We start from the raw sequence: 13,030 nt of genomic DNA on the forward strand, positions 1-13,030 counted from the left end.
TTCACATTGCGTATAGCGATTTGAGCAACTCAAACACATCGACCGAAGCGCAAGCCCTTATAAGATTCGTTGCAATGTTGATATTGTTGCCTACCGACTCTACGCCAAGGACTGCTTATGCCTTCTTTTACTACGCTTGATGCCCAAGGCCAATTGTTGTTGGCGCTCCTAGTCGCCAGGCTCCCTTCAGCAAAACCTGCCAACCCTCAAACTTTTATCGGCTATAAGCAAGCGCACGATCTTCTCGGCCTCCCTCAACTGCGAGAACGGTTTGGAGATAGCCTCAAGGCACAGGGGCTCGTTTCTCTGGCTGAATGGACTCATGAAACCGGAAAACCTGCAATCACTGGCCTCGTCATTGATCGTGAGTCACTGATGCCAGGCCCAGGCTACTTTCAATTGTTTGGCAGACAGCCAGAGGACTTTTCGTGGTGGCGAGGGGAGATTGAAAAATCGAAGAGCTTCGATTGGTCTCCATTCCTCCCCGAAGAGACAGTGCCAGAGCCACCTCTGGCCACTGATATTGATGGCTCAACTGATCGCACAGAAGTAACGATTTATCGGATCATTCGCGACACTTTGTTGGCTCGACAAGTTAAGCAGTTGCATAACTACCAGTGCCAGCTCTGCGGTCACACGATAGTACTCCCCGATGGTACCCGGTACGCCGAGGCCCATCATGTTCAACCTTTGGGAACCCCCCATGATGGACCAGACGTATGGGAGAACATCGTTTGTCTATGCCCAAATCACCACGCCGAGCTTGATTATGGCGTACGAGCTCTTAACCACACTGACTTGCGCTTAGCGAAGGGGCACACCGTCGGCGCCCGCTTTCTGTCCTACCACAATACGAAGATCTATAAGGTGCTTTCGACACCCTCAAAGAATGGGGTTGCGTAATATGTCAGCGGCATCCGAGTTGGATCTTGTTGCCTTTTCTTTTTTTCGTGAGTTTGCGCGTTGCGAGTATTGCCTCAAGGCCGTTGGTCTTTTGCTGGGGGCACCGAACAAACCACAGGCAGACTGGGAGACGTTTGCAGCAGAGGTGATTGCTGTTTTCGATGATCCCCCGAATGTAGAAATTAACGACGCGATTCAGTACTACCTTACACACCCGCCTAAGAAGCAAGTGTTTTTGGACGGTGTTCTAAGTTGGTCAAATACGCTTCCCAGCCATCGGAGCCAAGCAGAACTGGTTCTACTTCTAGTTCGTCGAGTGAGGAACAATCTTTTTCATGGGGGGAAGTTCAACGGCCACTGGTTTGAGCCGCAAAGGAGTGAGGAGTTGCTTCGTGGAGGCCTAGAGATCCTACGAGCGGTAGTCTCAAGCCACGCTCGGGTTCGCGATGCCTATGAAAATCGGGCTGACTGATCTGCTCTGATGTATAAAATAGCTGCCTTGAGTCTGTTTCTACCTGGCGCGAGAGGCAGCTATTGGTCGTTCTCTGCCGCTCTGGGCCACGTAGCGTGAAAACTCCGGACGACAGCTCAGCATCTCAGTTTTACGGCTGCTACAAACGTCTTACGCCGCATCCTTGCGGCTTACTGCACTACAACCAACTCGTGTTCAACCGAACAGAGGGGAGGGGGTATGAGTCGAAGGCTTCTCTGCTACGTTCGGCTTTCACCTATCTTTAGGGTCCCAGTACAGCGTCACGACCTTGTGTCGAACGTGGAAGTCTAAGCCAGAGCACTCATGTTTATGTATCGATTGAAAGGCCAATGGATTGTCATCCATATTGTTGTTGACGGTAACATTAGAGTTACGAACAACTAATGCGCCTTTCCATTTTTCTAGCATTGCTCTCGCGTCTTGAACAAAACAGTATATTAAAATTTCCCCATGGTCCTGTCCGGGATTGCCCGTCGAATACCGGGTAGAGAGTTGCTTGAATCCCTTGTCCAGCCACGCATAGTCGCTGTGTTTTTTCGCTTCTGCTAACCAAAGGAAATCATTTTTTGCTTCAATGACTACGTCACAGTGACCGCCAATGGCTGCGTTGTGTGTTGCCTTAATTCCGGAATGAGTGAGCATGCCGCAGACTTGAACAGTTAGTCCGTCTTCATCGTCTTCCTGCTTTTTGTCTCGATGCTTGACCAAGTTATTGCAAGCAAAATCGACCGCGCGTTGTACTGCATCCACTCTCGCTTTGTGATTTTGGGCTAAAACGAAGTCAATTCCAGGTTCCATCGGTGTGCCGGCGACTTGAATACGTAAGATGGCGAGGGAGTCCGCATTGATGCTCACTGAATCCGCCCTCCGAAGATATCCCTTTCAAGTTCAAAGAACGGCACAACACGTTCTGATGCACGGGCGACCACCTCGCGCGTCACAGGATGCAAAACGGAGTCTACGTCTAGAACACTCTGGAAATCTTCAGCTGAAAGCTCGTGACGTCGGTCATCTTCGCCAATGAATTCAGCGGACGCGCGGAAGATCGCGTATTCGGATTGAACCAAGATCGCCAGTGCTGCGACTACATCAGGGGTTAGCTCAGTTTTATTCAGCATCCCCAGAATATCCCCGACGCGCCAGCTTTTCGCCGCCGCCTCACCGTCACCAATAGCATCGATAATCTTCAAAGCCGTAGTGGCGGCTGGCAAATTTTTCCAGTGCCCATTGATAGCGGATTTTAGTTCGTCAATGGTACGAACGATGGGATTGTCGTCAGTTTTCACTTCGAACGGCGGAAGCCCCCGCACGATTCGCATTGTTTCTAGGCTCAAGGTGATCACTCGTTGAAAGAGTTCCAACGGGTATTTCGGATCACCGACTGTCTCGTTAGCGTAGTCGTTGGCATCGTTGACGATACCACTGGCTTTGTCGGTTTTGACGACCTGGCGATCCATCACCCAATCCAGCGCAGACTTGCCGTTGACTACGTAGTCGTACGCCGCCAGGGGGATGTTCTGCATAGTTATATGTTCGTTGTATATGACTGTAGTGCGGTCCTGCTCTTTACCTCTGCCGCCGAACTTCATCTTTTTGACGCGATAGAATTTCTTGGAGTTCGTTTCGGCCTCAGTGATCAAACGGTGATCACCCTCTTTGTATGTGACCATGTAGGGCGCGACTGTCTCGAAATTCACATGCAGATCGCCTAAGGCCCGACCTGCATCGCGGAAAGCTGCGAAATCTGAAAAACTGTTGACGGCCGGAATGCGGGGCAGTTGCTTTGCGAGGTTGTTGGCAAACCGCTCGCGGTAATCCGGCGAGTGCAGTAGGCCGTATATGTAATAGAACAGGTCCTCTTTGCTGATCTCCTCGCCCGGATAGGCTGTCTGGAAATGCGCTAGACCTTCATCGGTAATGGCGTCGCGGCGAGTGAGGCCGTTGGTTTGATCGCCCACCGTGGCAAAGAGGCCTACTTCGGGTTGAATTTCCTCGTAGAGATAAAGAGGAAAGCATTGGCCAGAGTCTACGGTGTGAAGGTTCGGTAGAGAATTCATCATGAGTGATGCAAAGCCTGCCCGAGCCCCAATCCCGGAAACCTGAATAACCAAGTTATCTGCGTGTACGTTGGGGAAAATCCGCGGAAGCTGCCCGCGACGATCATTGAACTGGGCGGAATAGAACGCCCATGAACGTTCAAAGGGGCGATAGAGAGATTTCGCGGCGATGCCGCTTTCCATTGTCGCGCGCGCGCCTCGTTTTACCCCAGCAAATAGGTGGTCACTCCACGAGATACGTTTTGCATCGTAATCGACGGCTTTCTTAATCTCGTCAATTGGTTGGCCGCCGACGAGATCGACAGCCTCGTTGTAGGTCTCGATCATCCGGCCCATATTGGCCATCAGTTTAGTGGGAGAGAAATTATAGGCCCATGCGTCGCGTTGGGTTTTCAACCCATTCGAGAAGTCTTCGAAAATCAGCGGTTCGTCTTTGCTGCGCTTGTCGCCAAGCAGCATGAAACGGTCAAAACTGCGGTCCACTTGATCGAGCCAATCGTTTTTCTCATCCGGTTGGACTACGCTCCACCCGCCCGACTTTGTTATACCGTCAACAGAGGCAAAGTCGCGGATGATGTTCAGTTTTTGTTTCGTCGTAAGGTCAGGACCAATATCGTGAAAGTGAATGCGGCCATTTACTTTTGCGTCAGGATTTTTTACTAGAACAGCGATAGATATGCCGCTCATGCTGCCTGAGTCAAATACGTTTTGTCCTTCGCGCGCAGCACCTTTTGACAATATGTTTTTGCGGATGTCGCCACGCAGTTGGAAAACGTAAAGGTCGCTGAACTCCTCAGCCAGACATTTGCGCATTCCGTCAGCATATGATCGTTCGATCCATGCGCTGCCAGAGACGAAGGCCATCACACCGGCATTGCCGATCCTATCGCTCGCCCAACGGAAGGCTCGGATATAGCTGTTGTAGAGCCCCGTCTTCAACGACGCCGTTGAGTGAGCGGCGTAGGTATCCCGGATCGACGCATCCAGTTGCGGGTAGTCAACCTTCTGCGCGTTATCGTTTGCGCTTTCCTGCCCGGCGGAATACGGCGGATTACCGATGATCACGCGAATATCCAGTGCCTTCTGCTTGGTCCGGCGCTCCGAGTTGTCGGGTAAGAGGTTGGCGACCATATCGCGCTCTTGCTCATACATTTGGAACGTGTCGGTTAGCAGGATGCCCTCGAACGGGTCATAGGGCGCGTTGGCGGAGAGCGAGCCAAAGGCCAGTTCGTGATAGACCGTCTCGATGTTTACAGCTGCGATGTAATAGGCCAGCAGCACGATCTCGTTGGCATGGATCTCGTGCTTATATTTGTGCTCCAGTTCGTCCCGGCCGATCAAGCCCGATTGCAGCAAGCGGGTGATGAATGTGCCAGTGCCGGTGAAGGGGTCCAGGATATGCACGCCCTTCGATCCAAGAGTTTGGCCGAACTGAGCTTTGAGCACGTCATTGACTGAATGGATGATGAAATCCACCACCTCGACCGGGGTATAGACGATGCCGAGACGCTTGGTGAGAACGGGGAAGGCAGTGCTGAAAAATTTGTCGTAAAGCTCGGTAATGAGGGTTTGGCGACCATGCGCGGTTTTTACATCAGTGGCGCGGCGCTCCACGCTTGCGTAGAACTTGGCGAGGCTATCGGATTCTTTCTCCAAGTTGTGTTCGTGGAGCTGGCCCAGCACGATCTCCATCGCACGGGATACAGGGTTTTCCTTGGTAAAGCGGCTGCCTTTAAAGAGTGCATCAAATACCGGTTTGGTGATGAGGTGCTGGGCGAGCATCTCGATGGCTTCGGCTTCACTGATTTCAGGGTTCAGGTCGTCACGTAACTCATCGAGGAACGCGAGGAAAGCTGTGCGTTCTGCTCCTTCTTTGGCGATGATGGTGGTGATCCGGGTGATATGTGTCTGGGCAATATCGGCGATATCTTTCGCCCAGGTATGCCAATAGTCGCGGGTCCCGCATTTCTCGACAATCTTCGCCATGATGGCGCGGGTAAACTCGTCAAAAACCAATGAGCCCTGCTCGAATACCTCTCTTTTGAGGTATTCGCTGGTTTCGCCGCCGATGCCTGCCCTATCTTTGGCGGTCTTGTTCTTGGAGGTTGCAAAGTCATCGACAACGGCAGTCAGCTCTTCCAGCTCAGATTCTGAAGAGATACGCACCAGCTCAATTTTGTCGCTAATATCCTCGCCAATCTTGGCTTGGTTAATGCGGGCGTCAAGGCGCTCATCATGGGCACGTAAAGCATTGAGGATTTGCCATACGACCTTGTAGCGCTCGTTGTCGTTTAGCGCCACTTCCGGCTTGGTGTTGGGTGGAATGGCGACAGGGAGGATGACGTAGCCCAGTTTTTTACCGTCGGCGCGGCGCATCACGCGCCCTACAGATTGCACCACATCCACCTGGCTTTTTCGCGGGTGCATGAACATGATCGCATCTAGGGCAGGCACATCAACGCCTTCCGAGAGCACTTTGGCATTGGTCAGGATACGGCAGGTGTCGTCTCCCGCGTCTGCCTTGAGCCAGCTCAGCAATTCCTCACGCGCGCTAGCATTGTAGCTACCGTCGACATGGCGAACCTCTGTGCAGAGAGCCCTAGTATCGTCGACCAGTTCGTTACCGGTATATTCATCGACGACTTGCGTGAACTCTTTCTCGATGACCTTAGATTTGGCGATGCTTTGGCAGAAGATCAACGCACGGCGCATCGGGCTCAGATCGAATTCCAGATCTGCGGCGAGGTCAGACTTCGTCAGCGCCTTGTAGCAACCGATGATCTTGGTCGCGTCGTCGAGGGTCAGTTCAGCGCCATCCTTGAGACGGTTCTGGATAGTGGATGAGATTAGCCCTTCGTCCACCGCCAAGACGATCACCTTGTAATCGGTCAGCAACTCATTTTCGACCGCCCAACCGAAGCCGCGATGGAATAAGTCTTTGCCAAACTTTGTCTCGTCGTCCATAGACGTGAGTTCGGCGTCATGGTCGTCGGCCTTGCGTTTGGCCATATCCCCGAAAATACGGGGTGTGGCCGTCATGTAAAGCCGCTTATTCGCGGTCACGTAATCGTTGCTGTGGATACGGACAAACGTGCTGTCGTCTTCATCCTTGAGAGTTACGCCTGTCGTGCGATGCGCTTCGTCGCATATGACTAAGTCGAACTCGGGTAGACCGTATCGCTTTTGGGCTCGCGATAATACATCGATCGAATGATAGGTCGCGAAGACGACAGTCATCCTATCAATGGCTGCGTTATTGACCTGGCCGGCAAGCCGCTCCGGATCTGTCGTGGCCGGAAAGGCAAGGTCATGGATGTTTAGATCGAGGCTATCGGCATCCGTATTTTGGCCGATCTTGGTATCCGAACAGGCAGAAAACGCCGTGAAATCGTCTTGGCAGTCTTTCTTCCATTCGCGCACAGTCTGAGACATGAGCGAGAGCGAGGGGACCATGAAGAGAACTCGTTTTCCTTTGCCCGCCATAGCTTCGGCGATCCGCAATCCTGTGAAGGTCTTGCCGGTGCCACAGGCCATGATCAACTTGCCTCGGTCAGCCTCAGACAAACCCTCCATGACCGCTTTCAGGGCGTCAGCCTGGTGGTCATGTAGTTTTTTCTTGGGTGCAAGGCTAATCGTGCCAGTGCGGATGAACTGCGACCAGTTGATCCGGCTGGCCTCAAGCTCATTGAGCCCAATCCGGTTCCAATCTTTCGACAATTTATCGAGGGTATCTTTCGCGTTTTTCCCGAATTCTTTGCGGGTGGTGTCGGCAATGATTAGGCGGGTGAACAGAGCGTTAGATGCCGCCGAGATGAAACTGTCGATGTCTGGCTTTTGGATGACGTGATTAGGCGAGTAGAACTTGCATTGGATTGCAGCGAAGCCGGAGCCGTCAGAGAGCGTCGCAACCAGGTCAATCCCGGTGTCAGTCGTATTCCACCCTTGGGACCTCGCCCAATCGGCAAAAGGTACGACCTCAGAAAAATATTGCTTCTGCGTGTCATCCTTCTCAAGGAAAACGCGAATCAAGCGTTCAAAATAATCACCCTTCTCGCGCTCTGACCGCGAAGAGCTGCGATAAATGTCAAACAATTCTTGAAGGTCCATGACTATCACTGTTCCTAAAACTAGAGCGTTTTCTTGAGTTGGACGATGTCAGCTTGATGCGCACATCTGAGCGGCGGAGAGAGTAACGACGCTATGGGCTAAACCACAAGGGGGTCTGCGGGTTCTATCCTGTTTCCGCTGAAGGTTTCGAAAGGGCTGAAAGCTTCAGAGACTGCTGGATGGCTCTACGACGCCTTCTCAGATAATGAATCCGCTCGATAAGTCGAATTGATCCACCCTCACGGCATCACGAGTTTGAAGCGATTGATGAGCATGCCCCACACAAATTCAGATCGCGAACCTGCTGCTAACTCCGAGCTTGGGTGTGGGTCAAAGTGTGGGTCAAAGATGGTGTTCCGTATCCAGCCCGCATTCTGCGTGCCTTTCAGGCATTAAAAAGCCGGCTTGTGGCCGGCTTCTCGGGGACTGGCTTGGTTCATTTTTGGTAAACCGCACCAGCCTTCAAAACGTACACCCGGATCTTGCGTCCGGCTGTGGGACTTGGCGAGAAAGTCATCTGCCTTGTCGGTGCGATCGGACCAGCACAGGGTGGGTCGATGCAAATGTGGGGCGCAGCATACTGATTTTTGTGGGGAATTCCCAGCGTGAAGTGCTATCCAGAGCGTCGTGCTGCTTAAAAGGGCGACTTGGTTTCAACTGAACGGCACCGGTGGCCTCTGTTTGTTCAGCGTGGACCACCAGAACACCCAGCCGAGGATTTCGATGTTTTGTTCTTCGATCTGTTTGGCGCTGAAGATTTCGTCGGGGTAGTCGTTGCTGTTGTGGCTGCGCAGTCGCAGGGCGCCGGAGGGGAGGCGGTGCAGGTATTTGATGCGCAGCATGCCGGCGTGTTCGAGGGCGTAGATCTGGCCGTCGACGACCTGGGTCAGGCTGCGGTCGATGGCGAGGGTCGAGCCGTCTTCGATTTTCTCCGACATGCTGTCGCCGACCATCGGCACGCAGATGGCCTGGGCTGGTTCGATTTCCAGGCTTTCGAGGTAGTGTCGCGGCAGGCGGATGAATTCGCCGGGTATTTCAGAGACCTGGGTGTCGCTGGCACCTGGGGCCGTGGGGACTTCGTTATACAGCGGGATTTCTACATCGAGCGAATCGACGTTCACGGTGTACACGCCACGGGTTTCTTGCGCGTCGAAAACGTTGCCGGTCTGATCCGTCAGTTGTCCCGGGCCTGGATGTCTTGGGCCCTCGCCGTTGAGCAGCCATTGGCTGTTTACACTTAACAAACGGGCGATTTGTTCCATGCGCGGGTAGGGAACGCCGCGGGTGTACCAGTTGTTCACATGCTGGGGTTCGACGTTGCAGAAGGCCGCGAATGCCGTCGGGGTGATGTTCACCTCTTTCAGGAGTGCTTTGAAGCGTGGGCCGCATTTGTGTTTTTTCATGAATACGGAGTTTACGGGCCGGGGTGCTCGGATTAAATAAACAACCGGGTCAATTTTCGCGGGAATATTCAGCTGTAGTGCAGGATATTGTTAGTTCATATTAAACGCTTATAAACGTCAGACTTTGTTTCATTAAACACACTGTTTATCTTGATGTTTTAACACTCATAAAAAAACCCCGGATAACCGGGGTTTCTTCAAGAGGTCAGTGGCGTTCAGCCAATGCCGTCTCAGCCTTTATAGGCAGCAACCGACTTCATGATCGCGGCGCGAGCGGCATCTGCGCCGTCCCAGCCTTCGATCTTCACCCATTTGCCTTTTTCGAGATCTTTGTAGTTCGCGAAGAAGTGCTCGATCTGCTGAATCAGCAGCGCTGGCAGGTCGGTGTATTCCTTCACGTCAACGTACAGCTGGGACAGCTTGTCGTGTGGCACAGCGATGACTTTGGCATCGCCGCCGCCGTCGTCGGTCATGTTCAGGATGCCGACTGGACGCGCGCGGATTACCGAACCTGGAGCAACCGGGTAAGGAGTCACAACCAGCACGTCGAGGGGATCACCGTCGTCTGCCAGGGTGTTCGGGATGTAACCGTAGTTGGCCGGGTAGAACATTGGGGTGGCCATGAAACGGTCAACGAACAGGCAATCGCTGTCTTTGTCGATTTCGTATTTGATCGGCGCGTGGTTGGCCGGAATCTCGATCGCGACGTAGATGTCGTTCGGCAGGTCTTTGCCAGCCGGAATCTTGCTGTAGCTCATTGGGCGGTGCCCCCGTAAGTGGCCAAATGACTTGGCCGGATTGACCAAAAAGTGGCGGCGATTATAGGCATATTCCGTCGCCTGCGCCACGTACCAGAGGTCGTATAGACCCTGGCAGGACGCTAGTCGTGTGCCTGATAGCCCGGATGTGTGGCTTGCAGTTGCTCAAGCCTGGCCAGCGGGTCCTGGCGGTAAAACAGCTGCAGTTGCTGATAGACCTGTGGATAAGTTGCGTGCAGCAGATCCGGGGCGCTGAAGAAGTATTCACTGGTGACGGCGAAGAATTCGGCGGGATTTTCCGCCGCGTAAGGATCGATCGGCGTGTCGGCGTGCGGATGGCGATCCAGTTGGCGATTAAGGTCGTCGTAGGCATGTTGCATGACCTTCGCCCAGTCACTGACGCGCATGTCGCTGTGCAGTGGCGGCAAACCGTTGGCATTGCCGTTGAGCATGTCGAGTTTGTGCGCGAGTTCGTGGATCACCAGGTTGTAGCCTTCCCAGCCCCCGCTGGCCATCACGCCCGGCCAGGCCAGAATGATCGGCCCTTGTTGCCAGGCTTCGCCGCTGTGCTCGCCGTTCCATTCATGCTCGACACCGCTGGCATCGCGATGGCGCTGCGGGCTGAGGAAGTCGTCGGGGTAAAGCACGATTTCGTGGAAGCCCTGATACCAGTTCAGATCGCCCAGGTGCAGCAACGGCAATTGTGCCTGCGCGGCGAGCAACAGGCGCTGCTCCTGGTGCAGTTCGACGCCGGGCAGGCAGGTCAGGTGTTTTTCTTGCAGAAAGAGCACGGCGGCTTCGCGCAGCCAGCGGTCTTCGGCCTCGCTGAGGCCGTCGAGAAAACTCAGGTGTTGGCGCACCCGCTGCCAGGTTTCATCGGCAACGGGGTGTTTGGCCAGCGTGCGCCGGCGGCGCCAGGCGTTGAGGAACCACATGGACGCTCAGCGCGACGCGGCTTTGGAGCTCGCGTTGGCCAGGCGGTTGCGGATCACGCCAATGATCATCGGCACCAGCGACAGCAGGATGATGCCCACCACCAGCAACGACAGGTTCTTCTTGATGAACGGCACGTTACCGAAGAAATAACCCAGGGTTACCAGGCCGCCGACCCAGAGGATGGTGCCAAATACGCTGAAAGCGAAGAAGCGCGGGTAAGGCATTTTGCCCACGCCGGCGACGAACGGTGCGAAGGTCCGGATGATCGGCAGGAAGCGCGCCAGGGTCACGGTCTTGCCGCCATGCTTGTCGTAGAAGTCATGGGTTTGTTGCAGGTAATCGCGACGGAAGATCTTCGAATTCGGATTGCTGAACAACTTTTCGCCGGCCGTTCGCCCGACAAGGTAGTTGGTGCTGTCACCGAGAATCGCCGCCAGCATCAACAAGCCGCCCAGCAGCACCGGGTCCATGCCGCCACCGGCCGCTACCGCGCCGGCGATGAACAACAACGAATCGCCTGGCAGGAAAGGCATCACCACCAGGCCGGTTTCGCAGAAAATCACCATGAACAGGATGGCGTAGATCCATGGCCCGTAGTTGGTCACCAGCAAGTCGAGGTAAACATCGAGATGCAGGATTAGGTCGATCGGGTTGAAATCCATGGTGGGCACCTGTGGTAACGACCCGACTCGGCAGGCCTGTGCGAATATTTTGGAAAAATGGCTACAGGGCTGTGGAGTTTTTCTTACAGCCCGTAAGGTTCGTGATTATACGGACTGAAAAGTGAAAAGCGTGTCGAGTTTGTAGCGAGGGATTTCCAAGTCGGATCGGTGGTTCGGTACTGAACTTTGTGGGAGCGAGCCTGCTCGCGATAGCATCGGCTCGGTATGACTGATACACCGAGGCGCCTGAATCGCGAGCAAGCTCGCTCCCACAGTGTCCGATTCTGGCTCAGAGCTCTTCGCTGATCGGCAAGACGTAGTTCTTGAACTCGGTGTCTTCGCGAAAACCGATGGATTCGTAGGTTTTCTGCGCAATTTTGTTGTCGCTGCTGGTCGACACGCGCATGCGCACAGCCTGAGTTTCCTTGGCCATTTTCTTTGCGGTGCGCATCAGGTTGTCGGCAACCAGTTGGCGACGGGCATCTTCGGCGACGTAGATATCGTTGAGGATCCACACGCGCTTGAGCGACAGGGACGAAAAGCTTGGGTACAGCTGGCAAAAACCCAGCAGTTTGTTGTCGTCATCATCGGGCAGGGCCAGATAGATCACCGACTCCTTGCGCCGCAGGCGCTTTTCCAGAAAGGCCCGGGACGAGTCTGGATAAGGCAGCGAGCCATAAAACTCGCGGTATTTGACGAACAGCGGCGTCAGAAGGTCCAGGTGCTCGAGGGTTGCTTGAGTAATCCGCATGCTAAGCCTCAACTTTCAAGTAAATAGGGCGGCAGTTTCCAGTGGATACGACGGCAATCGTTTCATTACTCGGGCAGCCGTTCGTCGACTCTGCCTGAAAGCGGAGCAAAAACGCAATTCAAATACGGATCAGGCATTCGGCGGACTCAGTAGGAAATTTCCTTTCATATCAGCGTCATCTTTCGACCCAAGAGTCTGGACCTGGGCTTCGTCCTTCAGGTTGACCCCCGACAGCTGCCGTCGACAGGCCTCGCGCATCAAGTACAGCAAACGGTGTGCCGCCATGCCATAGCTCAAGCCTTCAAGGCGGACATTGGAAATACAGTTGCGATAGGCGTCCGTCAGGCCGACCTTTGGATTATAGGTGAAATACAAGCCGAGACTGTCTGGCGAGCTGAGTCCAGGGCGTTCGCCGATCAGGATCACGACCATTTTTGCGTCCAGCAATTCACCGATTTCGTCAGCCACGGCGACGCGACCCTGTTCCACCAGAATCACCGGCGACAACGACCAGCCTTCGGCGTGAGTCTGTTCTTCCATGCGCGCCAGAAACGGCAAGGTATGTCGATGCACCGCCAGCGCTGACAGGCCGTCGGCCACGACGATCGCCAGATCAACACCGCCCGGGTTGGCCAGCGCGTGTTCGCGCAGTTTTTGCGCGGACGGGTCACTCAGCTTGCGCCCCAGGTCTGGCCGCTGCAGATAACTGTGGCGATCGCTGGCGGCGCTGTGCAGCAGCAGACTGTCGCGCCCGCGCTCGGCCAGTTGCTGGCTGAGCCCCGCATGGTCGAAGGGCAGGTGCACGGCATCGCGGGCCTCGGCGTGGGCGTACTGGAAATCCAGTTGCGCGCCGGTCGGCATGCTGGTGCCGGTACGACCCAGGGCGATGCGTGCCGGGGTCAGGCGGCGCAGGCCCAGCCAGGGGTTTTGCGCGTCGACAGTTGGTTTATCCATCAGAAG

General features: G+C 54.5%; 9 protein-coding genes. 1 reads left to right on the forward strand and 8 read right to left on the reverse strand.

Features of this window, described 5'->3' with window-relative positions; genetic code table 11:
* Window positions 1–117: 117 nt before the first annotated feature.
* Window positions 118–903 carry an HNH endonuclease gene (locus tag AC1DIG_RS18805; protein WP_477768509.1) on the forward strand — a complete coding sequence of 262 codons (786 nt, stop codon included), beginning with the start codon at window positions 118–120 and terminating at the stop codon, window positions 901–903.
* Window positions 904–1,627: 724 nt separating this feature from the next.
* Here AC1DIG_RS18805 and AC1DIG_RS18810 read toward each other — a convergent pair.
* The 8 genes from AC1DIG_RS18810 to eutC all read right to left on the reverse strand — a co-directional run bounded on the left by AC1DIG_RS18810 (window position 1,628) and on the right by eutC (window position 13,024).
* Entirely contained in the window at window positions 1,628–2,251 is a 624-nt protein-coding gene (locus tag AC1DIG_RS18810; protein WP_477768510.1) for a hypothetical protein, read from the reverse strand.
* Window positions 2,248–7,560, reverse strand: a complete 5,313-nt coding sequence (locus tag AC1DIG_RS18815; RefSeq protein ID WP_477768511.1) for a DEAD/DEAH box helicase — start codon at window positions 7,558–7,560, stop codon at window positions 2,248–2,250. The genes AC1DIG_RS18810 and AC1DIG_RS18815 overlap by 4 nt, the downstream gene beginning before the upstream one ends.
* Window positions 7,561–8,213: 653 nt before the next feature.
* Complete coding sequence (locus AC1DIG_RS18820) at window positions 8,214–8,963, reverse strand: XRE family transcriptional regulator (RefSeq protein WP_477768512.1); 750 nt, start codon at window positions 8,961–8,963, stop codon at window positions 8,214–8,216.
* 230 nt (window positions 8,964–9,193) lie between these two features.
* Entirely contained in the window at window positions 9,194–9,721 is a 528-nt protein-coding gene (ppa, locus tag AC1DIG_RS18825; RefSeq protein WP_019693833.1) for an inorganic diphosphatase, read from the reverse strand.
* A 122-nt stretch (window positions 9,722–9,843) separates the two neighbouring features.
* The gene (locus tag AC1DIG_RS18830; protein WP_477768513.1) at window positions 9,844–10,656 is read right to left on the reverse strand and encodes a M90 family metallopeptidase; all 813 of its coding nucleotides are present in this window, start codon (window positions 10,654–10,656) and stop codon (window positions 9,844–9,846) included.
* 6 nt (window positions 10,657–10,662) lie between these two features.
* Window positions 10,663–11,319, reverse strand: a complete 657-nt coding sequence (locus tag AC1DIG_RS18835) for a DedA family protein (protein ID WP_054594226.1) — start codon at window positions 11,317–11,319, stop codon at window positions 10,663–10,665.
* 289 nt (window positions 11,320–11,608) lie between these two features.
* On the reverse strand, window positions 11,609–12,070 hold the full coding sequence (locus AC1DIG_RS18840; protein WP_054594225.1) for a GNAT family N-acetyltransferase: 462 nt from the start codon (window positions 12,068–12,070) through the stop codon (window positions 11,609–11,611).
* A 129-nt stretch (window positions 12,071–12,199) separates the two neighbouring features.
* Window positions 12,200–13,024: an ethanolamine ammonia-lyase subunit EutC gene (eutC, locus tag AC1DIG_RS18845; protein WP_477768514.1), complete on the reverse strand. Its 825-nt coding sequence runs from the start codon at window positions 13,022–13,024 to the stop codon at window positions 12,200–12,202.
* Between the last annotated feature and the right edge of the window lie 6 nt (window positions 13,025–13,030).

The sequence above is a fragment of the Pseudomonas sp. 05N431 genome, from assembly GCF_056397005.1.